The sequence below is a fragment of the Candidatus Cybelea sp. genome (assembly GCA_036489315.1).
GTDB lineage: Bacteria > Vulcanimicrobiota > Vulcanimicrobiia > Vulcanimicrobiales > Vulcanimicrobiaceae > Cybelea.
In genome coordinates this window covers 49,041-72,253 of record DASXFZ010000055.1, presented here as the reverse complement: position 1 = coordinate 72,253, position 23,213 = coordinate 49,041, and the positions used below count along the sequence as shown (strand labels likewise).

At 65.5% G+C, this 23,213-nt stretch carries 23 protein-coding genes; 15 read left to right on the top strand and 8 right to left on the bottom strand.

All coding sequences use genetic code 11. The features are described 5' to 3' along the window. The first annotated feature begins 42 nt into the window (after positions 1 to 42). The 5 genes from VGG51_11995 (at position 43) to VGG51_11975 (ending at position 5,630) form a co-directional block, all read left to right on the top strand. Positions 43 to 1,065, top strand: coding sequence for a hypothetical protein (locus tag VGG51_11995; GenBank protein ID HEY1883751.1), 1,023 nt, complete (start codon positions 43 to 45; stop codon positions 1,063 to 1,065). Beyond that, a complete protein-coding gene (locus tag VGG51_11990; GenBank protein HEY1883750.1) occupies positions 1,062 to 2,033 on the top strand; it encodes a hypothetical protein in 972 nt (323 codons plus the stop codon). Before VGG51_11995 ends, VGG51_11990 begins: the two co-directional genes overlap by 4 nt. Before the next feature lie 348 nt (positions 2,034 to 2,381). Further along, complete coding sequence (locus tag VGG51_11985) at positions 2,382 to 3,986, top strand: ATP-binding protein (GenBank protein ID HEY1883749.1); 1,605 nt, start codon at positions 2,382 to 2,384, stop codon at positions 3,984 to 3,986. 59 nt (positions 3,987 to 4,045) lie between these two features. Beyond that, entirely contained in the window at positions 4,046 to 4,468 is a 423-nt protein-coding gene (locus VGG51_11980; GenBank protein HEY1883748.1) for a hypothetical protein, read from the top strand. Positions 4,469 to 4,529: 61 nt separating this feature from the next. Then, entirely contained in the window at positions 4,530 to 5,630 is a 1,101-nt protein-coding gene (locus tag VGG51_11975) for a hypothetical protein (protein HEY1883747.1), read from the top strand. Between the two features lie 33 nt (positions 5,631 to 5,663). On the opposite strand, the gene VGG51_11970 is transcribed toward VGG51_11975, so the two are convergent. Together VGG51_11970 and VGG51_11965 are read right to left on the bottom strand one after the other, a co-directional pair. Continuing rightward, positions 5,664 to 6,215, bottom strand: coding sequence for a hypothetical protein (locus VGG51_11970; GenBank protein ID HEY1883746.1), 552 nt, complete (start codon positions 6,213 to 6,215; stop codon positions 5,664 to 5,666). A 4-nt stretch (positions 6,216 to 6,219) separates the two neighbouring features. Continuing rightward, entirely contained in the window at positions 6,220 to 7,677 is a 1,458-nt protein-coding gene (locus tag VGG51_11965; protein ID HEY1883745.1) for a retropepsin-like aspartic protease, read from the bottom strand. Positions 7,678 to 7,742: 65 nt separating this feature from the next. Here VGG51_11965 and VGG51_11960 point away from each other — a divergent pair, with 65 nt between their 5' ends. From VGG51_11960 to VGG51_11940, 5 genes are read left to right on the top strand one after another with little or no spacing between them, the layout of a single operon-like run. Further along, a complete protein-coding gene (locus VGG51_11960; GenBank protein ID HEY1883744.1) occupies positions 7,743 to 7,982 on the top strand; it encodes a hypothetical protein in 240 nt (79 codons plus the stop codon). Further along, the gene (locus tag VGG51_11955) at positions 7,982 to 8,950 is read left to right on the top strand and encodes an ABC transporter ATP-binding protein (GenBank protein ID HEY1883743.1); all 969 of its coding nucleotides are present in this window, start codon (positions 7,982 to 7,984) and stop codon (positions 8,948 to 8,950) included. The genes VGG51_11960 and VGG51_11955 overlap by 1 nt, the downstream gene beginning before the upstream one ends. Next, positions 8,947 to 10,386: a glycoside hydrolase family 3 N-terminal domain-containing protein gene (locus VGG51_11950; GenBank protein ID HEY1883742.1), complete on the top strand. Its 1,440-nt coding sequence runs from the start codon at positions 8,947 to 8,949 to the stop codon at positions 10,384 to 10,386. The genes VGG51_11955 and VGG51_11950 overlap by 4 nt, the downstream gene beginning before the upstream one ends. 4 nt (positions 10,387 to 10,390) lie before the next feature. After that, a complete protein-coding gene (locus VGG51_11945) occupies positions 10,391 to 11,449 on the top strand; it encodes a serine hydrolase domain-containing protein (GenBank protein HEY1883741.1) in 1,059 nt (352 codons plus the stop codon). Positions 11,450 to 11,463: 14 nt separating this feature from the next. Beyond that, positions 11,464 to 12,624 (top strand): anhydro-N-acetylmuramic acid kinase, encoded by a 1,161-nt coding sequence (locus VGG51_11940; GenBank protein HEY1883740.1) that lies wholly within the window; start codon positions 11,464 to 11,466, stop codon positions 12,622 to 12,624. Here VGG51_11940 and VGG51_11935 read toward each other — a convergent pair. After that, positions 12,571 to 13,329, bottom strand: coding sequence for a hypothetical protein (locus tag VGG51_11935; GenBank protein ID HEY1883739.1), 759 nt, complete (start codon positions 13,327 to 13,329; stop codon positions 12,571 to 12,573). The two genes, VGG51_11940 and VGG51_11935, sit on opposite strands and share 54 nt — an antisense overlap. Between VGG51_11935 and VGG51_11930 the strand changes: the two genes are divergently transcribed. Genes VGG51_11930 through VGG51_11920 form a run of 3 tightly spaced genes read left to right on the top strand, consistent with a single transcriptional unit; the run spans position 13,317 to position 16,578 of the window. After that, positions 13,317 to 14,192, top strand: a complete 876-nt coding sequence (locus VGG51_11930; protein ID HEY1883738.1) for a BadF/BadG/BcrA/BcrD ATPase family protein — start codon at positions 13,317 to 13,319, stop codon at positions 14,190 to 14,192. The two genes, VGG51_11935 and VGG51_11930, sit on opposite strands and share 13 nt — an antisense overlap. Continuing rightward, positions 14,189 to 15,073 (top strand): N-acetylmuramic acid 6-phosphate etherase, encoded by an 885-nt coding sequence (locus tag VGG51_11925; GenBank protein HEY1883737.1) that lies wholly within the window; start codon positions 14,189 to 14,191, stop codon positions 15,071 to 15,073. The genes VGG51_11930 and VGG51_11925 overlap by 4 nt, the downstream gene beginning before the upstream one ends. Then, entirely contained in the window at positions 15,070 to 16,578 is a 1,509-nt protein-coding gene (locus VGG51_11920; GenBank protein HEY1883736.1) for a DUF4127 family protein, read from the top strand. Before VGG51_11925 ends, VGG51_11920 begins: the two co-directional genes overlap by 4 nt. Here VGG51_11920 and VGG51_11915 read toward each other — a convergent pair. Continuing rightward, the gene (locus tag VGG51_11915) at positions 16,546 to 17,130 is read right to left on the bottom strand and encodes a DNA-processing protein DprA (protein HEY1883735.1); all 585 of its coding nucleotides are present in this window, start codon (positions 17,128 to 17,130) and stop codon (positions 16,546 to 16,548) included. The genes VGG51_11920 and VGG51_11915 overlap by 33 nt on opposite strands. Before the next feature lie 199 nt (positions 17,131 to 17,329). Here VGG51_11915 and VGG51_11910 point away from each other — a divergent pair, with 199 nt between their 5' ends. Continuing rightward, positions 17,330 to 18,409: a hypothetical protein gene (locus VGG51_11910; protein HEY1883734.1), complete on the top strand. Its 1,080-nt coding sequence runs from the start codon at positions 17,330 to 17,332 to the stop codon at positions 18,407 to 18,409. A 52-nt stretch (positions 18,410 to 18,461) separates the two neighbouring features. Here VGG51_11910 and VGG51_11905 read toward each other — a convergent pair whose 3' ends face one another. Then, positions 18,462 to 19,610, bottom strand: coding sequence for an alpha-hydroxy acid oxidase (locus tag VGG51_11905; protein HEY1883733.1), 1,149 nt, complete (start codon positions 19,608 to 19,610; stop codon positions 18,462 to 18,464). A 140-nt stretch (positions 19,611 to 19,750) separates the two neighbouring features. Here VGG51_11905 and VGG51_11900 point away from each other — a divergent pair, with 140 nt between their 5' ends. Then, complete coding sequence (locus tag VGG51_11900) at positions 19,751 to 20,380, top strand: MarC family protein (protein HEY1883732.1); 630 nt, start codon at positions 19,751 to 19,753, stop codon at positions 20,378 to 20,380. Here VGG51_11900 and VGG51_11895 read toward each other — a convergent pair. The 3 genes from VGG51_11895 to VGG51_11885 are packed head-to-tail and all read right to left on the bottom strand — an operon-like array spanning position 20,369 to position 23,187. After that, positions 20,369 to 21,151 carry a hypothetical protein gene (locus VGG51_11895; GenBank protein HEY1883731.1) on the bottom strand — a complete coding sequence of 261 codons (783 nt, stop codon included), beginning with the start codon at positions 21,149 to 21,151 and terminating at the stop codon, positions 20,369 to 20,371. The genes VGG51_11900 and VGG51_11895 overlap by 12 nt on opposite strands. Positions 21,152 to 21,169: 18 nt before the next feature. Beyond that, positions 21,170 to 21,574 carry a methylmalonyl-CoA epimerase gene (mce, locus tag VGG51_11890; protein ID HEY1883730.1) on the bottom strand — a complete coding sequence of 135 codons (405 nt, stop codon included), beginning with the start codon at positions 21,572 to 21,574 and terminating at the stop codon, positions 21,170 to 21,172. A 35-nt stretch (positions 21,575 to 21,609) separates the two neighbouring features. Further along, the gene (locus VGG51_11885; GenBank protein ID HEY1883729.1) at positions 21,610 to 23,187 is read right to left on the bottom strand and encodes a methylmalonyl-CoA mutase family protein; all 1,578 of its coding nucleotides are present in this window, start codon (positions 23,185 to 23,187) and stop codon (positions 21,610 to 21,612) included. Positions 23,188 to 23,213 lie beyond the last annotated feature (26 nt).

Genomic DNA, 23,213 nt, shown 5'->3' with positions numbered 1-23,213 from the left:
ATTACCTAGGTGTGGCGAGGGAAGGCCGATTCATAATGAGCCATGCGACGACTATCTTTTGCCTTCATAGCGCTGCCCGCCATCGCGTTCTTGGCGGGATGCGGCGGCCTCTCTGCGCCCGGATCGCGAGCGCCGGCCGCATCGAGCATGCTCCCGCCTGCAGCGCGGGCGGCTCACACGCGAACGCTGCCTTCACAGCTCCTTTTCGTCACCCAGGAAGACGGAACCGTTGGGATCTACTCGCTCAAGGATCCGAAGAGCGGCCCGATCGCAAAGATCACCGGCCTTGAAGCAAATCAGGATCAGATGACAGTCGACGCCTCCGGTAATCTTTTCGTCGTCAACAACGGTGCGTACGGCAATTACTTCTACGTCTCGGAGTTCGCACCGCCGTATACGGGAGCTCCGACGATTCTCAACACTTATTGGAAGGGCCAGATCTTCTTTCCGGTCGGCATAACCGCCGATGCCAAAGGCACCGTCTACGTCTCCTCGTGTGGGACTCGCTGTTACGAAACGGCCGCGGTGTACGTCTATCCGGCCGGCGCGACCTCGCCCACGAAGGAGATCACAACCCATGGATTCAGCAACCTTGCCGGCTTGGCCGGCGACGCAAAGGGCGACCTCTACGCCGTCAACTACAACGCCGAAACGGGCGCGGCCGACGTATACGAAGTGCGCGCGGGTTCGAGCAAACCGAAGCCGCTCCACCTGCACGCACTCATCTCCGCCGGCGGCGGCAACGGCGTGGCGCTCGACGCGAACGGCGATCTCTATGTCGGCTCGACCGGCCTTGGCGATTACATCTCCGAGTTTCGTCCCGGCGCCCGCTACGCGTTCAAAGTCATCGACAACCTTCCGTTCGGCGCAACGCCGGGCATGATCGATGTCGGCCCCGACGGCAACCTTTACGTTCCGCTCGCGTGCGAAGGCTCAGGTTGTGCGCCGATCTACGGGTATAAGCCTGGCGCACGCAAGCCGTTCGAAGAATTCGACGTCACGGGCTACGCGTACGTTCAAGCCGTTACGACCGCGCCGAACCTGCAGTTGGAAGGAAATAAATGATGACGATTCTCATGCGAGGGGCGGGTCTGGGCGCTCTCTGCGCGATGCTGACCGCTTGCGGCGCCGCCTCGCCCCAGTCTGATTTCGCGGCGCTCCCGAAGGGCGCGCCAAACGCGGCCGCCCATGCCGGCAAACACCTGATCTACATCTCGCTGCAGAACGCCTACACCGGCTATTCCCAAGTCAACGCTTACGCTGCGGCGGGTACGAAGCTGAAACGGGTCTCGACGATCACTTCCGGCCTCGCGCTTCCCGAAGGCATCGCTACCGACGGCGCCGGCAACCTCTACGTTGCGAACTTCGGCAGCAATAGCGTTACGGTCTATCCTCCGGGGCAGACGACGCCGAGCGTCACCTACACACAGGGAGTCAACCTGCCAAAAAGCGTCGCGGTGGGAAGCGACGGAACGCTCTACGTCGCCAACCAAGGCGGAGGTTCGAACTCGTTTGGGAGCGTTACGGAGTACTCCGCAGGAAGCGTGACGCCAAACGTAACGATCACGCTCCCCAATCAGTACGCGTTCGCGCTTGCCCTCGATTCGTCAAATAAGCTTTACGTCTCGTGGATCACGGGGTCGAGATACCTCGACAGCATCTATGAATATCCGACCGAAGGTTCGGGCAAAGGGAGCGATCTCAACCTCGATCTCGGAACGAACAGCTTTCCCGCGGAAGCGCTCACCTTCGATAGCCACGGCAACCTCATCGTACCGGTCAACAGTTTCTACGGCATCGATCCGAAATATCTGGCGGTCTTTCCTCCCGGCGCAACTAAGCCGAAGCGTAAGATCAGCTACGGACAAATGGCCAACGTCATCAGCGGCCTAGCCTTCGCGCCCGGCAGTCCGAGGGAGTTGTACCTGGTCTCGGAAAGCTATCAGAACCTGCTCCAGCTGAGCTATCCAAAAGGTCTTCCGCGCAACAACTACCCTCTGAACGAGCCTTGGGGCATCGCCTTCTCTCCGTAAATACTCTCGGCAAACGCTTCAGGCGGGCACCCGCGGCTAGCAGCGCGAGTGCCCGCCTGGGTTTTTGCGCGCCCCTATGCAGTCGGGGAACTGACTAGCCGATAAATAGGAACAGATGCCGAAATCTTGCGGGAGGTATCCGAGCAAGGGGCGCAGCGCGTCCGGCGATGTTGCGACGTTAACGCCGTCGAGCCGAATCGTGCCGCCGTCGATTTTCCGGCCCCGTTCGGGCCGCTTTGTTTCTTACGGGGCAGGATTTGCCCGCGCACGCTCGCAAGCCACGCCCAGCCGAGAACCACCGAGCCGGCCCGCGTAATGGGGCCGGCGCACTAAGTATTGGGGACGCGCATGCTCTCGCTAAATCAGCTCAACACGACAGCGGAGACCGAACCCCCCCGCGTCCTCGGCCAGGTCACGAAAATCACGGGGTCGGAGATCACGGTCGAAGGAAAGAGCGAGGATGCCAAAGGCGCGATCGGCGCCGGCGCCCTCGTCAAGATCTGCGGTTACCGCGATATCATCGGCATCGTCAACTCGATCGAGCTCAACGCCGGCCGTAACGGCTTTCTGCTTTCGATCGGTCTGGTGGGAGAGATCTCGACGGCGGCCGATCACGGCGCGGCGTTTCAGCGGGGCGTATCGCGCTTTCCCTCGCTCGGCGATGCGGTCATGACGGTTACGAGCAGCGACCTCCTGACGGTTTATGCCCGTCCGGCCGTGCCGAGCGTCCGAGTTGGGCGCTTGGGCAACAACGAGCTGCAGCCGGCGTTCGTGATGATCGACGAGCTGCTGGCCAAACACTTTGCGATCGTTGGTTCGACCGGCTGCGGGAAATCGTGCGCCGTTACCCTGATCCTTTCCGAAATTCTCGCCGCGCGTTCCAACGCGCACGTGCTGCTGCTCGATCCGCACAACGAATACTCGGCGGCCTTCGGCGAGCTGGCCGAGGTTGTCAACATCCAAAACACGCGCCTGCCATTCTGGCTGCTCAATCTGGAGGAGGCCGTGCAAATTCTCGTGCGCGGCGGTACGCAGCAAGAGCAAGAGACGCAGGCGACCATCCTCAAAGGCGCGCTGCGCCAGGCGCGCCACGCCTACGCCCACTCGCGCGATTACGCAGCATGGGTTACCGTCGATACGCCGGCGCCGTTCCCCGTGCCCGAGTTGCGCCGCAGCCTCCGCGAGGCGATGGGCCAGATTAACAAGTCCGACACGGCAGGACCGTACCGCCGGCTCGAAGCGCAGCTGACGTCGCTGATGGAGGACCGCCGCTTCGCGTTCATGTTTGCCGACGGCTTTGAGGCCGAAGACAATCTTTCGCAGATCGTCGGGCGTTTGCTGCGCATCCCGGTCGAAGGCAAGCCGATCACGATCGTCGATCTCTCCGGCGTGCCCTCTGAGATCGCCGACGTTATCGTCTCGCTGATCAGCCGCATGCTCTTCGATTTTACGCTTTGGTCGGATCCAAAGCTCCGTCCGCCGATTCTCTTGGCGTGCGAAGAGGCGCATCGTTATCTCCCGGCGACCGAAGGCGCGGCCTTTTCTGCTTGCCGCCGGGCGATCAGCCGGATCGCCCGCGAGGGACGCAAGTACGGTCTCTCGCTCGCGCTGATCTCGCAGCGGCCGTCGGAGCTCTCGCCGCAAGCCCTCTCGCAATGCGGCACCGTCTTCGCGCTGCGTCTCGGAAACGATCTCGATCAGCGCTTCGTCGAAGGCGCGTTGCCCGATACCGGCCACATGATGCTGAGCGCGCTCTCGAGCCTTCCTTCGCAGCAAGCCGTGGTCTTCGGCGAAGCGGTTCCGCTGCCGATGCACATCCGCTTCGACACTTTACCGCCGGAAAAGCGCCCGCGCAGCCACAGCGCGAGCTTCTCTGAGGCGTGGCAGAGCGATTCGGTGGGCGTCGACTTCCGCGACGAGGCGATTCGCCGCTGGCGCACCCGCACCGACTAGTGGCTGTTACGGGCCACTAGTCTACCAGACGGCGACGACCTTTTGCCGAACACAGACGCATGAAGCAGGCAAGTATTATTCTGGCCCTTGCCCTCCTCTCGCTTTCCGCGCGCGCGTTGGGAAGCGAGACGCCGGAGTCTTTCCAAAAGCAGTGTTCGGCGGCGGCCGCAGCGCACGACGATTCCGGCGTCATTACCTGGTGCCAGCGGGCGGCCTTTGCCTATGCGTCGGATGCCGGTTCAAAGACGGGCGAAGCTCGCTCGACTGCGCTCCTGCACGAGGCACAAGATATTCTCTACTTTAGCGCGAGCGAAGCCGCCATCGGCAATATCGGGATGGCGCAGAAAGCCGCAGTGCAAGGCCGCAACCTGTTCGATACGGTCGCGAGCGGCTCGAAGGACGACGCGACGACGGCCGCTGCGCGTGCCGGGCTGCGCGAGGCCGACACCCTTATCGAGAAGCTCGCGGCCAAGCAGCCGTAGATCCGCCGGGAGGGGTCGGCTCGGAGGCTCCGCAGAAGGTGGCGGCGTGAGCTGTTAGCCCATGGAGACACGAAAAATGTGGCGCTGGAACGTTGGCTTTTTGTTGGCGTTGACGTTGCTGGCCGGATGCGGCGGATCGGCGGCGACCAGCGCACCCCCGGCGGCGGCGATGCTGACCGGGCAAATGGCGAGCTCGCCGCTCGCGCACTTCGTGCCGGTACCGCCCGCGCGCGCGACGCCCCCAGGTCACTCTTGGATGCACCGTCCGAGACGGGTCAAGGATATGCTGCTCTACGTTTCGGACTGGGCGAAAAACGTCGTCAACGTCGCCAACTACAAGACGGGAGAGCAGGTCGGAACGCTGACCGGCTTCGACGAGCCTTACGGCCAGTGCGTCGACGATCGAGGTAACGTCTTCATCACGAACTACGGCGACGGCGAGACGATGGAGTTCGCGCACGGCGGCACGAGCCCGCTCGAGACGTTCTTCACCGACGGGACGCCGCTGGGCTGCTCCGTCGACCGGGGAGGCGATCTTGCGGTGACGAGTTTCAATCCCGGCAACGTTACCGTCTTCCGCAAAGGCAAGAGCACGGGCCGGACCTACGTCAATACGTCCTGCAATATCATGTGGCCGGCCGGCTACGACGATCGCGGCAACCTCTATGTGCTCGGCGAGTCCTATGAGGGCTCGACGCGCAACCGGTCGTCGACGCTCGTGAGCCTCTGCGAGGTTGCGGCGGGCAGCGCGACGATGGCCGTCGTCCCGCTCTCGGGCGCCAGCATTCTCTATCCGGGCAGCGTCATGTGGGACGGCAAGCACATCACGTTGACGGATCAGGGCTATGCCGGCGGCTATCAGAGCGGCGTGTATCAGGCGGTCGAGGATCCCTCCGGCGGCTTGACGGTCGTCGGCAGCACGAATCTCGACGGCGGATGCGATAGCGGCTACACCGACATCGAGCAGCCGTTCTTCGTCGGCAAGAAAAATACGCCGGTGAATCTCAAGGAAGGCAACATTCTGGTCGGGGTCAGCACGTCATGCCACGACGGCAGCTCGAACGGCGTGGTCTTTTGGCGCTATCCCTCCGGCGGCGATCCCTTCAAGAGGTACGACGCGACGACCGAACCGCTTGGCGTCTCGGTCAGCATCACTCCCTAGGAAACGGCCAAGAGGCCGCCGCACCGATCGCCACTAGTATGCGGGATGGTCTTGGCAGTGCTCGACCGACGGATCGTCGCTGGGGAAGACGGTGAAGGCCGTGCCGCGCGGCACGACGATGTTCTTACCCTTGTGGAAGTAGTTAAAGACGCCGATTGCCGCGCCGACCCCGGGAAACGGTATCGCGCCGAGATAGCCCGGAATCCCGGAGCTCGCGCCCGCTTCGATCAAGTTTGTCGTGTTGTGATTGAGGACGACGTCGAGGCGCCTTCCGGTGGGGAGCATCAGGTAGCGCGGCTCGAGCACGAGCGTGCCGGGGCGCGCGTCGCGCGCCGCCGGCGAAGCGACCGCGACGATTCCCTCACCCATCGTCCGTGCGGGAATGACGATCGTCGCGCCCGTGGTGACCGCGTTGATCGTCTCGAAGCGGAAGAAATCGCCGGGGCGGGCGTCGCTCGAGTCGACCTTATCCATCATCTGAACGGCGATGATGGTGCACTCGTCGATGGTCACGCTGCTCGGCCCGGCGCCGGTTTCAAGAAGCAGAATCGCTCCGCACACAAACGCGCCGCAGAGCTGCTTCAAGCGCTTAACTGTGCCTCGGGATGAGGTGCAACTGGCCCCCGGCGTAGTCGAAGCCAATGATGAACTGCTGCCAGAAGGCGGCGCCGAGATGCCCCGAGGCGGTCCCGTGCAGCGTCCACGTCGTGCCGATGCGTTGCGGACCGGCGCGATAGCCGCCGATCGTTACCTGCGGAATCTCGCCGATCATCTCGATGCTGCTGCCGCCGATTCCGCTCACGGGCCGGTGCGAGGTCACAGTGAAAAGCCCCGGATGCTTGGCATAAAAGTCGTATGCGAGATTTACATTCGACTCGTCGCCCGTATCCACTGCTAGGTCGGCCTCGACGCTCCCGAGCCCGACGCGCACCACGGGAATGAAGTGCTCGAAGGACAATGGAACGGCGATCGACTGGGCATCGAGAGCAGCGCCGAAGCGCACGACGTGCGAGCTCAGGTCGACGACGACGCCCGTTGCGCCGAAGACGTCGGAGCCAAGCACGACGTCGTATCCGTAGCGGCGCAGATCGTTGAGCACGACGTAATACGCCTCGGGATAGGTCGCGCTGCCGATCCGAAGCGGCCCCGCGCGGACGACCTGCGTCGCGTAACCACCGAGGCCGCGCACCTTATACGTTCCCACCACCGGCGCTCCGAGCCGGCTCGCGATCTCGGCGCTCAGCGAAAGACCCGAGTTGCCGGTATCGATCAGGCACCGCAGCGCAATCCCGTTCACGCTGCAGTCGATGATCGGTTCGATTGCCTTTGGATCGGTGGCAACGGTCGTCGGCCTCTCGTGTAGAAGAGGCGTAAGCCCGTGCGGCGGATGGAAGGCCGACGATACGATGGCTCGGTCGTCGTAATGCTCGAACGCCTTGCCGTTGCTCAGCACGTCGAAGGGAAGGTTGAGCGCGCCGACGCGGCGATAGCTGCGAAACTCGTACATCTCGCCCGAGCCGAACGCGCGCGCGTAGCGAACCAGGCCGGTGGCTGGATCGATGTAGACGCGAATCGCCAGCGACTGCGGGTCGGCGACGACGATTGTCCGATAGACGCGGCCGCCGATGTTCTCGCTGCCGGCATCGCCGAGGCGTCCGCCGCGAGCGATGAACGACGGCGAGAGGAAGTTGAGCGTCGCGACCAGGCGCAAGGCGCGCAGGTAGGGCTGCGTCTCGGGCGATTGCGGGAGCGCCGTGCCGTTCATGTTGACCGTATAGAGACGCTGGCCGTCGAAATAGCTGCCGTCGCAAAGCTCGCCCGTGCAGCGGCGAATGATGACTTGCAAGGCCTGACTCTCGCTCGATACGACCGCAGGCGTCCCTTCGAAGGTCAAGCGCGAGATGGAGACGATATGCGCGCCCCATACCGGTCCGGCAGCGGCACGCATCTGTTCGAGCAGCCGCACGACTTCATTTTGACTCCGGTTGGCTCCTAACGTCGTTAGCACGATCGCGAAGAGCAAGCCGGCCCGTGCGGCGAAGCCCATGGCCGATGGACTTCGAGTTGCTCGACGGTTACCTCCTCGACGGAGTGCCGCCGAAAGATGACCTCGTGCGTAAACTTCTCGAGAATCGTCCGGAATCGGGCCCTGCAGCCCCATTTTACGAGGGCCTGGCGCGGCTGGGGGCGCGCATACCGGACCTGGCGCTGATCGCCCTTCGCCTGGTCTTGGCCGGGGCGAAGGCCGACGATGCAACCGTTACGGCGGCGCGCGATCTCATCGCGCGGGCAAAAACCGGCGACCAACGCGCCCGCGAGGAGTTTCGTTCGCTCGTGCAGCCGCCCGCGTAATGGCGCTGAGCCTGCGCGAACTCGTCGCTTGCTATCCGGGCCAAAAGCGGCGTGCGCTCGACAAGATTTCGTTCGACGTAGAAGACAAAGCGACGCTGGCGATCGTCGGTCCGTCGGGTGCGGGGAAAACGACCTTGCTGCGCATCGTCGCGGGCCTCCACGATCCGTCGGGCGGAGATGTGTGCATCGACGACGTCTCGCAGCTTGGGCTGCCTCCGCAGGAGCGGCGTGCGGCGCTCGTCTTTCAAGACGACGCGCTCTTTGCCAACATGACGGTTCGCCAGAACCTGCGCTTTGCGGCGCGCGATTTCGAGCAGCGAGACGCGCGTGTTACTGCTGCGGCGCAGGCACTGCACGTCGGCGATCGTCTCGAACGGCGGCCGAACCAGCTCTCCGGCGGCGAACGCCAGCGTGCCTCGATCGCCCGGGCACTCCTCTCCGATCCTGCGGTGCTGCTCCTGGACGAGCCGCTCGCGCACCTCGATCCCTCGTTGCGGCGCAGCGTTCGCGACGAGATACTCGGGGTGCACGAACGCTTCGGCGGTCCCGTTCTCTATGTGACGCACGATCATGTCGACGCAATGAGCGTCGGCGACCGCCTCGCCGTGCTCATCGGCGGCCGGCTCGAAGATATCGGCGAGCCGCAGCGCGTCTACGATGCGCCGCGCACCACTTCGGTCGCGCGCTTTCTCGGTGAGCGGCCGATGAATCTCTTCGAGCACGACGGCGCGTTGGCGGGAATTCGCGCCGAGCGCGTTCGCCTCGCGCCCGAGGGTGCGCTCGACGGTCGCGTGGCCCGCCGCGAACGGACGGGCGCCGACCTTTACCTCGAGGTCGAGACCGCTCGCGGCTCGATCGTCGCGCGCGTCCCGGGCGACGATTGCACGCAACCAGGCGACCGCGTGGCGCTCGACCTCCCGGCAGCTTGGATTCGTCACTTTGATGCAAACGGAGCGGCGCGCCGGTGAGTGACATCGCTGCTCTGGCTCGCGGCGTCATCCTCACCGGCTTGACCGAGGCCCCGAAACCGCAGTGGGCGGGTTTCGCGGGATACCTCATGTTTTCGCGCAACGGTGCCTCGGCCGCCGAGCTGCGCGCCTTCACCGACGCGATTCGCGAGCGATACGGCGACCGTTCGCTGATCGCCATCGATCAAGAAGGCGGGCGCGTCGCACGGCTAGAGCGTGGCGTCGAGACGATGCCCTCGATGATGGCGCTGGGCGCCGTGGGCGACGCCGAGCTCGCACAGCGCGCCGGCGAGCAGACCGCCTTCGACCTGCGCCGCGCCGGGTGCACGCTCGATTTTGCGCCGGTGCTCGATCTGGCGCTCGATCCGGCGAACACGGTGATCGGCACGCGCTCTTTCGGATCCAATCCGCAACGCGTCGCTGCGCTGGGAGCAGCTTTCGCGCGCGGCTTGACGCGCGGCGGCATACTGCCGTGCTACAAGCACTTTCCTGGGCATGGTGCGACTGCCGTCGATTCGCACGACGCGCGCCCCTCACTCGACGTCGACGAGGCGACGCTGTTCGCGCGCGACATCGCGCCGTTTGCCGCGGTTGCGCGCGACGCCGCGGCAATTATGAGCGCGCACGTCGTCGTTGCGTGCCTCGATCGCGAAGAGCCGGCGACGCTTTCCCCGCGCATCGCGACGGAACTCTTGCGCTCCGAACTCGGCTTTCGCGGCGCGCTGGTCACCGATTGTCTCGAGATGAAGGCGATCGCTCCCGCGCCGCCGGTCGACGCGCTCAACGCGGGTTCGGATCTGCTGATCTTCAGCCATAGCGTCGAGCTCGCCTTGGCCGCCGCCGCGGAGATCGAGGCGGCGGTTGCACAGCGGCGTCTGCCGCTCGCGCGCCTGGAGGAGGCACACGACCGCGTCGCACGACTGCGCGAAGCAGCGAATCCGCCGGTGCCGCTCGACGCCTTTCCGCCGCACCCCAATGTCGGGCGAGAGATCGCGCGACGTGCGATCACCGTATTGCGCGGCGTGCCCGAAGCGAGCCCACTCACGTCGCTCGCCGTCTCCTTCGGTAGCGAGCCCGCGTCCTTAAAGCGCGAGGCGCCGGCACTCGCGCAGGTTACGCTCGCGGTCGATCCCAGCGCGGCGGAAGTGGAACGAGCATTTGCTTCGCTCGCGCAAAGCGATCGTCGTCCCATTCTGCTCGCGCGCCGCGCGCATCTTCACGCGCGGCAGGCTGAAGCGATCGCCGCCCTCGTCGCTCGCTTTCCCGACGCGCTCGTCGTCTCGCTGCTCGAGCCGTACGACCTGCCGCTGTTTGCCGGCGCGCGGCACCTGCTTGCGGCCTATGGAGACGACGCCGCGTCGATCGGCGGCCTCGCCGACGTGCTCTTCGGCAACAGCATGCCTACCGGCACACTCCCCGTCGACTTGACGCTTTAATAAGATGGTTCAAACCGCGCGAGAACCGTTCGCACGCGTCGAGGCGGCGCTGCGCCCCGGCCACGGTGACGAGTTCACCGGCGCGGTCGCGCGGATCGAGCATCGCGGTCGCGTCGTCTTCGAGGGCGCGTACGGCACGACGCGCGATGACGCCCAGGCGCGGCAGGTCTACTGCGACACCCGCTTCGATCTCGCATCGCTGACGAAGTTATTCGTCGCCACGCTCGCGCTGCAGCTCGTCGCGCAGAATCGGTTGTCGCTCGACGATCCGCTCTGGGCGGTTCTGCCGGAATGGAAGATCGGGCGGCACGCCGCCATTACGGCGCGGATGCTGCTCGCGCACGACTCCGGGATGAACTCGGGCGCCGACTACCGCGCGATCCTCAACGAGAACGTCGAGCGCTTCGCGCTCACAACGCCACTCCTGCGCGCGCCCGGCGACCGCGTGATCTACAGTGACCTCGGGTTCATCGCGCTCGGCGTCGCGATCGAACGGATCGCCGCCCGTTCGCTCGATTCGCTCGTTCGCGCAGCGTTTGGCGGCACCGTAGCCTACCGCCCATCACCTCGCGAGCGTCTCGTGATCCCGGCCACCGAAGAAGACTCGTGGCGCGGGCGCGTGCAGGGACTCGTCCACGACGAGAAAGCCCACCTGATGGGCGGCGCCGCCGGCCACGCGGGGCTCTTCGGATCGGCGGCGGCCGTCGCCGCGATGACCGAGTCGTATCTCGCCCCGTTTGCCGGCCGCGTCTGTGCGCTGCTGCCGGAGCCGCTCGCGCGGGAAGCGGTGAGCGAACAGGCCTACGATTCTACGCTCCGTCGCGCGCTGGGCTGGGCGCTCAAAACCAACGACGAAAACTCGTGCGGCCGTTGGATGGACGCATCGTCGTTCGGGCACACCGGCTTCGTCGGCACGTGCGTCTGGGCCGATCCGGTGCGCGACGTGCAGGGCGTGCTGCTGACCAACGGCGTCTACTTCGGGCGCGACGCGACGCCGAGCGCGGAGCGGAGCCTGCGGCTGCGCTTCTACGAAGCGATGATCCAGGACCTCGGCCTGAAGTGATCGCCGTTGGCCTCATGAGCGGCACCTCGCTCGACGGTATCGATGCGGCGTTGGTGCGCATCGAGCCGCGCGCGGGAAGCTATGCGCTCGAGCTCTTGCGCTTCGAGACGTTCGCGTATGCCGCAGCGCTGAAAAGGGACCTCGTCGCCGCGCTGCCGCCCAACCCCGGGAGCGTCGCCGCCCTTGCGAACCTGCACAACGCGCTCGGACGGGCCTACGCGCGCGCGACCGGCGAGATACGCCGCGGCGAGCGAGTCGACTTCGTGGCCTCGCACGGGCAGACGATCTGGCACGACGGTCCCGCGCACGTGACGCTGCAGATCGGCGACGCATTCGTCATCCGCGAAGCCGTCGCTGCGACCGTCTGCTACGATTTCCGCAGCGCCGATACGGCGGCCGGCGGACACGGCGCGCCGCTCGTCTCCTACGTCGACGCGCTGCTGCTGGGTTCCGCCGGTGAGGATCGCGTCGCCCTCAATCTCGGCGGTATCGCAAACGTGACGCTCTTGCGCAAGGGCGCGGCTGCCAACGATGCAATCGCGTTCGATACCGGTCCTGGCAACATGCTGCTCGATGCATTCCTAACGCAGCGCACCGCCGGCCGAAAGTGCTTTGACGCCGACGGCGCGCTTGGGCGAAAGGGCCGCACCCACGAGGGCACGCTGGAAGCGATGCTTGGCGACGAGTTCTTCCTCGCGCCGCCGCCGAAGACGACCGGACGCGAGCGCTTCGGACGGCAGTATCTCTCCAAGCACGCGGCCCGGCTCGATACGCTGACGCTCGAAGACGGCGCGGCGACGCTGACCGAGCTGACGGCCGTCGCGGTCGCGTTCGCTATCCGCCGCGCCGGCTTTGCCGGCGCGGCGCTCGTCGTCAGCGGCGGCGGCGCGCGCAATTCGTTTTTGCTCGAGCGGCTGGCGGCGCGCATCGCGCCCGGCCGCCTCGAACGCAGCGATGCGTTTAGCTTGCCGGCAGACGCAAAAGAGGCGATCGCGTTTGCGGTGCTGGGGTACGAAACACTGCGCGGGCGCGCCGCGAACGTTCCGGCGGCAACAGGCGCGCGGCGCCGCGTCGTGCTGGGCGCGCTCGCACCCTACGATCTCCCGGATCTATTCGAAAGGCTACGGCTTGAAGTCGGCGCGGAAGAGATAGGTGCCGACCACGGGCGTGCATAGCAGCGTGCCCGGCGCGTATCGCGAACGCCTGGCCGCGACCGCCGCAGCGGTGTCGAGATAGTCGATGCCGCTGGACTGCCACACGTACGTCTTCACGACGTCACCGTTGGCGTTGACGAAGGCCATGATGAAGCTCGTGCGCGGTTTGTCGACGCCGCTCGCTTCGGCTACCGAGGCGCCCGCGAGCGCCGGGGCCTCGAACTCTTTGCCGCATTTCAGCGGCCCGATCGCTTGTTTGTAGACGGCCACGACGCGGTCGGCTGGATTCGGGCGTTGCGGACGGGCGCCGGCGGCCTCGACCTTGACCGGCTCGGAGGGACAGTTGGTCGTCGACGAGCCGACGGTGTACGAGTCGACGAACGCATAGCGAATCGCCTCGGCCTTCGGCAGTTGCGCGAGATACGGGCGGGAGCGCAGTCCGGGCGGGCTACCCGAAAGCGAGACCCGCTGCAGCAAGAGGTCGTAGGCGTTTGTGTCGCCGATCAGCGTGAGGTGCGCGTCGAGCCGGTTTGCGTTCTCCGCGGAAAGCTCGACCGCGAGGCCGTCGGCCGTGGCATCGCTCGCCGGAGCGTTGCTCCTGACGTCCCACGGCACCGCTTGCACCGACACGGCGCAGAACGGATCGAACCACGCCGGCGGCAGCTGCGAACGCGACGGGGAACCGGCCTGCGCGAGCGCATAAAGAAGCACCAATGCCAAACGCACCCGGGCCCCTATTGGACGTTGCGAAGCCCAATCTCTTCGTCGGGGTCGATGCGGGCGGCAGCCGTACCGTTGCAGCGCTGGCCCGCGGGCGAGAGATCGTGCGTACGTTCGAAGCGAAGCCCGCAAATCCGAACGTCGTCGGCCTCGACGGCGCCGCGCAGATTATCGCGAGTGCGATCGAGAGCGTTCTTGCGGGCGTTTGCGCCGCTGCGATCGTCGCCGGCGTCGCGGGCGCCGGCTCGGACGACGTGCAAGAGCGGCTTCGCCGTTTGCTCGAAACGCGATTCCCCGGCGTACCCGTTGCGGTGACGCACGACGCGCGCGTTGCGCTGCGTGCAGCGGTGCCCGAGGGTGACGGGATCGTGTTGATCGCCGGTACGGGTTCGATCGCGTACGCGGAGCTCGACGGCAGCGGCCTGTTTGCGGGGGGCTACGGTTATCTGCTGGGTGACCGCGGCTCGGGGTACGCAATCGGCGCGGCCGGATTGCGCGAGCAGGTCGACGCCGGCGATCGAGAGCTGCTGGTGCGCCTTTATCGTTTGCCGTCGCCGGTCGTCGAGATCGCCGGCCACGCGCGTATCGTTCTCGAACAGGCCGCCGCCGGCGACGACTACGCGCTGCGGATCGTGCACGAGGCTGCCGAAGACTTACTGGAACTGATTGCGTCGATCGTTGAAAAGTGCGGCCGGCCGGCATTGCCGTTGGCGTTCTCCGGCGGCCTGCTTCGCGAGCCCAACGTGCTCTCGCAGCGGTTGGAGCAGCGCATCGCCGAGGAGTGGCTGGACGTGACCGTCGTCGAGAAGCGAACCGAGCCGTATACCGGCGCACTCGCGCTCGCTCGCGGGCTGGGGGCCGTATCGTGACGCACCTTCCGCCGACCGAACGCGAGAGTTCGAAGAGCGGCGGACTCGATTGTTTGAGTACGGAGCAGATCGTCGCTCTGATTGCAGCCGATCAGCGAGATGCCGTCGCCGCGGTGCTCGCGCAGACGCCTGCGATTGCCGACGCAATCGACGAGATCGCCCGGCGCTTGCGCAACGGCGGGGCGCTGCACTACGTCGGCGCGGGAAGCAGCGGACGAATCGCTACGCTGGATGCCTCCGAGATGGCGCCGACCTTCGGAACGCCGCCGGAACTCGTGCGGTCGCACGTCGCGGGCGGCGAGGCGGCGCTCGTACGCTCGATGGAGGGCGGCGAGGACGATTCGGAGGCCGGCGCTGCGGTGGTTCGCGATTTCATCCGTCCGCATGACGCAGTCGTCGGCCTCTCCGCCTCGGGTTCGGCGGCGTTCGTCGTTACCGCGCTCGAGCGCGCGAAAGAGCGCGGCGCATTCACGGTCGCTCTAACGAGCGTTGCCGGCTCGCCGCTCGCGCTCGCCGCATGTCGTGCGATCGTGCTCGATACCGGCCCGGAGGTCCTCACTGGGAGCACGCGGTTGAAGGCCGGCACCGCGCAGAAGATCGCGCTCAACGCGATCTCGACCGGAGTCATGATCCGGCTCGGGAAGGTCTACGACAATTTGATGGTCGACGTCGTCGCCGGCAATCGGAAGCTGCGCGCCCGCGCGCTGCGTTTGGTCGAGCGCCTCGCGCGCGTCGACGAGCGCCAGGCACGCGAGCTCCTCGCTGCAGCGGAAGGACGGGTGAAGGTCGCGGTCGTCATGGAGCGCCGGCACGTCGATGCCGCCGAGGCGCGGTCGCTCCTCGAGCGGTGCGACGGAGCGCTGCGGCCGCTCCTTCCATGAATCTCGCCGCCGTGCTGCTCGCCGCGATCGTCTTTCTGCCGATGGACGATCGTCCGGTCACCTATATGCTGCCGGTAATGCTCGGACGCATAGCCGGCATAAGAGTCGCCGCGCCGCCGAACACACTGGCCGGGAACTTTCTGGTCGCCGGGCAGCCCGACGCGCTGATCGCCTGGCTCAACCAAACGGCCGCGCGGGAACGGCCGGGCGCGTTCGTGATCTCGACCGACATGCTGGCATACGGCGGGCTCATTCCCTCCCGCGTTCCCGGCCCTTCCTACGCCGATGCGTACTCGCGCTTTCGCGAATTCGCGCATCTTCGGCAAGAGTACCCGACTTCTTGGATCGGGGCATTCGGTACCGTTATGCGGCTCGCGCCGACCGGCATTCCGTCCGGCACGCCGTACTTCGCCGCCTATCCAACGTGGTCGTACCTGCAAGAGTATGCGAATCTGCACGATCCGCCGCTGCCCAGCGAAGCGGCGAGAGCGCGGCATCTGCGCGAGCTGGTCGGCGAAGCGACGCTCGACGCGTATCTTGCGACGCGCGCCCGCAATCTCGCAGTGGACCGGCTGCTGCTGAAGCTCACCGCAAACGCAACGATCGACCGGCTCGTGCTCGGACAGGACGACGCCGGACCGATCGGGCTCCACGTTCGCGATGTGGCGCTGCTCCAATCCGAGCTCGCGGCGCAGGGTCTCTCGCGGCGCGCCTCGATCGAGCCGGGCGCGGACGAACTGGGGATGGCGCTCGTGGCGCACGCGCTGGCACGCGCGGCGCGCTGGACGCCGCGCATCGCGGTGCGTTACTCGACGCCGGCCGGTGCCTCGTACCAGGATAAGATCGAATACGCGCCGATCTCGGTCGCGATCGACGCGCTAATCGGCGTCTGCGGCGGCGTTCGCGACGACAACGCCCCGGATATCGTGCTCTACGTGCGTGTGCCCGGTACGACGCCGGCGCTCGACGACGCGCTGCGCGCGCGGATGCAGGCCGACGCGCAGACGCACTCCGTTGCGCTCGCCGACCTTTCGTATCTAGCCTCCTACGAGGATCAGGCGCGCTTCGCGCAGCAGCTGCTGTCTTCCGGGCTGGCCACGCGGCTCGATGCCTACTCCTCGTGGAATACCAATGCGAATACGGTGGGCACGGCGCTCGCCGAAGCGATCGCCGCCGGCGCGGGCCGGCGGCTTCACACGTACGATGCGCTCGCGCATCGCGCTTTTACGCTGACGCGCTTCGTCGACGACTACGCCTTCCACGATGAGGTTCGTCCGCGCCTAAATGCGACGCTGGCCGCACAAGGCGTCGCCGATCACACGCTGCTCGCGCCAGGGGTTGCCGAGCCGATCGCGCAGCTCGATCGAACGCTGCTCTGGAACGACGCCGCGCAAATTCTCGATCGGCTCTATCCCGGATATCACATCGCGGCGATCTCGATCGGGCTGCCGTGGAGCCGTACGTTCGAGACCTCACTCGATATCGCGATCGCCCCGAACCTGTAGCGCACGCCGCGCTTCTTCGACGTCGAACGGCAGCGGGCGCGCACCCGCTTCCAAACAGGCGCGGTTGCCGGCCCAGCGCGGGTCGTCGCCCGGCGGTTCGAGCGCGAATCTCGGTTTGCGCAACTCTTGCGCGAAGCGCATCGCGTACATCGCGCCGCCGTCGATCTCGCTGCAGACGAGCACGACGGCGCGCGAGTACTCCGCCTGCAGCCGATCGCGCTCGATTCGCGATTGCGGCGAGGCCGGCGTCCCGGGCGGGAGCAGCGTGGCGACCGCGCCGCCGGACGCGACGATCTCGGCCTCGAGCACCGCGTACTCCGGGGGATCGGTCGCGCCGAAACCGTACCCGACGAACGCGACGGTGGGAACGCCGGCGGCGAGCGCGCCGCGATGCGCGGCGGCGTCGATTCCCGGCGCGAGTCCGGCGACGACCGGTTCACCCAGATGCTTCGCGAGCTCGTAGGCGAACGTCCATGCTTCGAGCGGCGGCGTACGGCTGCCGACGATCGCGACGCCGTCTGGGGGAATCTTCCCTTGTACGAACAGGCTCACTTTCGAACAAGAATAGCACGGACTGCCGGAACGCGGAGAGGCCCGGGAAATGCTGCCCTCGTCGTCGGCACCGCGCCTCTCGGCGCCCGGGCATCCGGTACGGCGACGAGGAGCCCGGCCGTCGCGGCTGCAATGGAACCGAGGCCAGGCAATAGAGCGGTCCTGAGTCGCCGATGCGTTCGCGCAAGGAGCAAGCCAGATGAAGGCTTCAGATTTTAGCCGTTGCGGGTTTAGCTTTTGCGTACCCGCATTTCTACTCGCCGCGTGCAGCGGGGGGTACCAATCACCACTAGCGTCGCCCGGCTCGTTCCAGCAAAGCGGTGTGCAGTCACGGCTGCCTCAATCGCTGCCCGACGTAATCGATGCGAGCCGCGCCGCGCAGAACCTCGGCGTACCGGACCTCCATCCCGATTTGCGTCGGTCCTGGATGTCGCCCGACGCGGCCAAGACGAAGGACCTGCTTTACATCTCGAATTACGGTGGCGGCGACGTTGACGTTTACTCCTACCCGCAGGGTAAGCAGGTTGGAGACCTGACCGGCTTTTTTCATCCGGACGGCATGTGCGTCGACGAGAAACAGGACATCTGGATTGTGAACAGCTATCCTGCGAGCATCGTAGAATATGCACATGGCGGAAAGACTCCAATCGCTACGCTTGCCGATTCCTCTAGGTTTGCGGTTTCATGCTCGATCGACCGCACGACAGGCGATCTCGCCGTCTCGAATTTCTATGGACCAAAAAGAACGAACAATGGCAACGTTGCGATATACGCTAAAGCAAGGGGCGTCCCGAAGATCTACAGAGATTCTAAAATCAATAACGTGGGTTTCTGTGGCTACGACGGCAAGGGCGATCTCTTCGTCGATGGCCAGCCGAACGACTCCAGCCAATTCCAATTCCGCTTCGCCGAACTCCCCAAGGGCGCTAAGGTGATGAAAAACATTACCTTGAGTGGCGGCACGATTCTCTTACCCGGCGCCATTGCCTGGGACGGAAAGTATGTAACCGTTGGCGATGAAGACTACCTCTATCAGGACTACTCGGCTGTTTACCAGACGACTGGCGCGGGGGGAAAGATCGTGGGTGTGACCGCGCTCGCAGATTCAGACGTCGTTGAAAATTACTGGATCGAAGGCAACACCCTCATCGCACCAAACAACTTGGGGTATAGCTCCGGCGGAGATGTGTATTTCTACAAGTACCCGGCCGGAAATAATCCGACGAAGTCGCTCACCAAGGGCTTTGCAGACCCACACGGCGCGGCCATCAGCGAGTAGTCCCAGTAGCGGACGGCCTAACACCTGACGCGTTTCGGCGATCTCAGCGCAACTACCACAAAACTTCGACGTACGAGCGATCCAACTCAGCGACATCGCGGCATCCAAGCAAACGCAATGTGCGAACGATGCCGCTGCGAAGGATCTCGATGGCGCGCAAAACGCCGGGACCGCCGGCGGCGCCCAGCCCGTAGGCATACGCTCGGCCGACCATAACCGCGCGCGCCCCCAAACAGAGCGCCTTGACGACGTCGCTGCCGCGGCGTATGCCGCCGTCGAGATATACTTCGGCGCGCCCGGCGACGGCATCGACGACCTCGGGAAGCGCCGCGAGCGTCGGTGCGACGCAGTCGAGTTGTCGCCCGCCGTGATTCGAAACCACGACCGCCTCCGCGCCGGCGTCGATGCTGCGCGCAGCGTCCTGCGCCGTCAACACGCCCTTGATCACGATCGGGCCGCTCCATACCTCGCGGATCCAGCCGAGATCCGCCCAGGTGACGGTCGAGCGTTCGAGCGCGGCGCCGACGTCTTCGTAGGGCAGCGGCCCCTTACCGGGGATAACGACGTTGGGAAACTTCATCATTCCGCCGTCGCGCAAGAAGTCGACCACCCACGCGGGCCGCACGAGCATCTGCCACGCGTACGGCAGCATCTGCAGCAGCTGTCCACTGACGAGTTCGCGGCCGCCGTTGCGCAGATCGCGCTCTCGCTGCCCGGCGACCGCCGTATCGATCGTCACGACGAGCGCGGAGTATCCGGCAGCGCGAGCGCGGCGGATTGCCGCTTCGGCGGCCTCGCGCCCGCCCAAGAGATACAGCTGATACCACGCCGGCCCTTTCGTCGAGATCTTCACCTCTTCGAGCCGGCAGCCGGAGAGCGTCGACAGAACGTAACCGGTGCCGGCTTTTCCGGCCTGCTTCGCCGCGACGCACTCGCCGCGCGGGAAAAAAAGACGGCTGCTGCCGACCGGCGCGAGCAAGAACGGCAGGTCGATCGTCGTGCCGAGCAGGGTCGTGTGCAGGTCGACGCTGCCCATCGCTTCGGCGTTGCGCGGACGAAAGCGCACGCGATCGAAGACCGTGCAGTTCTCGCGCAACGTGATCTCGCCATCGGCGCCGCCGTCGATATAGTCGAAGACGACGCGCGGGAGGCGTCGCTTCGCCGCCCTGCGCAGATCCTCGATCGTGTGGGCGTTCTTCATATCGAGCGCAGATAACCGCGGACGGCGGCGACAACGCCCTCCGGCGCGTCGACGATCGGCAGGTGGCCGCAGAGAAGGCGCGCCGTACGCATGGAGCCCTTGACGTTTGCCTCGAGGAAAGGATACCCTGTCGTCGCAGCATGGACGCCGCTTTCGTCGCTACCGCATTTGCCACCGCATTCACGATCATCGATCCGATCGGAATGATTCCGATGACGATCGCCGCGACCGCGCGTCTGGCGCCGGAGCGCCGAAATCAAATCGTCGATCAAGCCGTGCTCGTCGGCGCGGGCGTCATCCTTTTCATGGGCGTCGTCGGGCGACTGATCCTCAACTCGCTCGGTATTACACTGCCGGCGTTCACGATTGCCGGCGGCATCCTGCTCTTCCTCATCGCGATCGATATGCTCTTCGCACGCCCGACCGGTGCCAAGCGCACTGAGGCCGAGGAACGCGAAGCGGCGCAGACCGAGAACCCTGCCGTCTTTCCTTTGGCCGTACCGATGATCGCCGGTCCCGGGACGATCGCGACGGTGCTGCTGCTGGTGAATCTCTCGCACGGCGATCGCCTCGAGCTTTCGATCGTCGTGCTCGCGTATGTCGTCGCGCTCGCCGTTACGTGGCTGTGCATGCGAGCGTCCTCGATTTTGCTGCGAGTGATCGGTACGACGGGCATCCACGTGATCAGCCGGCTACTCGGAATTATTCTGGCCGCCCTCGCGGTCCAGTTCGTGCTCAACGGCCTATCGCAATCGATCCTACGGCGATGAATTAACGCCGGCCGCCGGCGCCCAGTGGTCGTAGACCGACTTTTCGATCGGAGGAAGCTGCGTACCGGGCGGGAGCTTATACCCGGGCAGCGGCAACGGAAACGGAATCTCGTGCGGCGATTCTTTGAACGGGTCGGAGTCCGGGTCGTAGCAGAAGGGCCACTCGATGTCGCCGTACTCCATCGCGCCGTCGGGATACGTGAACTCGTAGCGGCCGTAGTAGCAGTCGTTTCCGTTATCGTGCCAGCGCCGGGTCGGCGTAATGATGCCGTTGCCGTGCTCTTCGCCGCGTAACGACGAAGGCACGGCGAAGCCGTAATCTTTGGTAGCCGACTCCTGCGTACCGGGATCGATCGTCGGGATCGCGTGAATGTCGTTCTGCTTGTTGAGCTGCGCGACTTCTTTCTCGAATCCGGCCTGATCGCGCTCGATCTTGGTTGGAATCTCGGGGTGGTGTTGGGGCAGCGGCGGGGCGCGGTAGGCAACGGCCTTTGCCAGTTCGCGTCTGGGCGCGCGGGCCGGAGGCGCCGCGGCGTGCCGCACGACGCGCACGCGGCTCACGTGCTTGGGTGCCGGCGGAGGCGGTGAAGGGGCTTGGCGATGAATCGTAATCGTCGTCGTCTCCGAGACCCTCTCCTTCGAGCCGCGCGGCACGATCAGGTGCGCCAGCTCGTAGAAGAGCAGCGTCAAAAAAATGAGATGGAACGCGGCCGAAGCGAGCGTCGACCATGCCAGGGCACGCCGGCGATTTTGGTACCTTCCCGAGATCAAGTGGTCGTTAGCGTTTTCTTATTTAAGGGGATGCGGCTGGCAGAGTTCGATGAGCACACCGCCGGTCGCCTTCGGATGCAGAAAAGCGATCAAGCTTCCGTTGGCGCCGCGCCGCGCGTGCTCGTCGATTAGGCGTACGCCCTTGGCCTTGAGTTCCGCTAGTGCCGCTTCGATGTCCGCCACGCGGTAGGCCGTGTGATGGAGTTTCGTCGCGGAATCTCCACGATAGCGTGCGATTGCTGAGTTTTCGTCGAGAGGAAGGAGGAGCTCGATGACGGAGGAGCCGGCCTCCAGGCCGACCGCTTCGACGCCCTGGTCGAAGACGATCTCGCGATAACCTTCCGTGAAACCCAGCGTCTCCGTGTAAAGCCGCAGCGTGGTCTCCAGATCCTTGACGACGATGGCGACGTGGTCAATCTCCATAGCCTATCGCATCCCCCCGTTGGCGTGTCACCAGGCTACGCAACGACTTCCTTGGCGCGATAGGTCCCGAAGACGTCCCGCAGCACGTTGCAGATTTCGCCGAGCGTCGCGCCGTCGTCGACGGCGTCGACGAAGAACGGCATGAGGTTCTCACCGCCGGCTGCCGCGGCGCGCACGTCGCCCAAACGCCGCGCGACGGTTTGCGCATCGCGCGACTCGCGCAGCGCGCGCAGCCGCGCGACCTGCTCGCGCTCCGGGCGATCGTCGACCTGCTGCAGCGGAATCGGCGCGTCGCCGGACTCCTCGGCAAATTTGTTGACTCCCACCACGACCTGGTCGCCGCGTTCGACGGCCTGCTGCGCGGCGTACGAAGAGTCGGCGATCCGCGCCTGCATCCAGCCGCTCTCGATTGCGGCCATGCTGCCGCCCATCGCGTCGACCTCGCCGATGATGCCCGCGGCGCGGGCGATCAAGTCGTTGGTAAGCGTTTCGAGATAGTAGGATCCGGCCATGGGATCGACGACGTCCGCAACGCCGGATTCGTACGCGATGATCTGTTGCGTCCTCAGCGCGAGCTTCGCGCTCTGCGCGGTCGGCAGCGCGAGAGCTTCGTCCTTCCCGTTGGTATGCAGCGATTGGGTACCGCCCAACACTGCGGCGAGCGCCTGCAGCGTGACGCGCACGACGTTGTTGTCGGGCTCCTGCGCGGTGAGCGTCGAGCCGCCGGTCTGGGTGTGAAAGCGAAGCATCTGCGAACGCGGATCGCGGCAGCCGAAGTCGTCGCGCACGATTACTGCCCAAAGATAGCGGGCGGCGCGAAACTTGGCGATCTCTTCGAAAAAGTCGTTGTGCGCATTCCAGAAGAAGGAGATGCGGGGCGCGACCTCCTCGAGCGGGATGCCCGCCTCTCGAGCGGCGCGTAGATAGGCCTTTCCGTTGGAGAGCGTAAAGGCGATCTCTTCGACGGCGGTCGATCCCGCCTCGCGGATGTGGTAACCCGAGACCGAGATCGCGTTCCACTGCGGCACTTCGTGGGCGCAGTAAGACATCACGTCGGTCACCAGGCGCATCGAGGGCGCCGGAGGATAGATGTAGGTTCCGCGCGCGACGTACTCTTTGAGTACGTCGTTCTGCACGGTGCCCCCGAGTTTCTCGAACGGAGTGCCGCGCCGGCGCGCGACGGCCAGCAGCAGCGCCAAGAGAACGGCCGCCGGCGCGTTGATCGTCATCGAGACGGTAACTCGGTCGAGCGGCACGCCGTCGAGCAGCGTCTCCATGTCGGCAATCGAGTCGATTGCAACGCCGACTTTGCCGACCTCGCCGCGCGCCTGCGGCGCGTCGGAGTCGTAGCCGAGCTGCGTCGGCAAATCGAAGGCGACCGAAAGCCCGGTCTGGCCGCGCTCTAAAAGGTAGCGATAGCGCGCGTTCGATTCGGCGGCGGTGCCGAAGCCGGCGTACTGGCGCATCGTCCAGAGGCGTCCACGATACATGTCCTTGCGAATTCCGCGGCCGAACGGGAAATGGCCGGGCTCGCCGAGGTCGTGCGGCGTTCCTTCGACCGTATCGTAGGCGGGACCGATCGGAATTCCCGAGGCGTTGAGGTCGCGAGGCATCGAGCCGTACTACGCCGCGGCGCAGC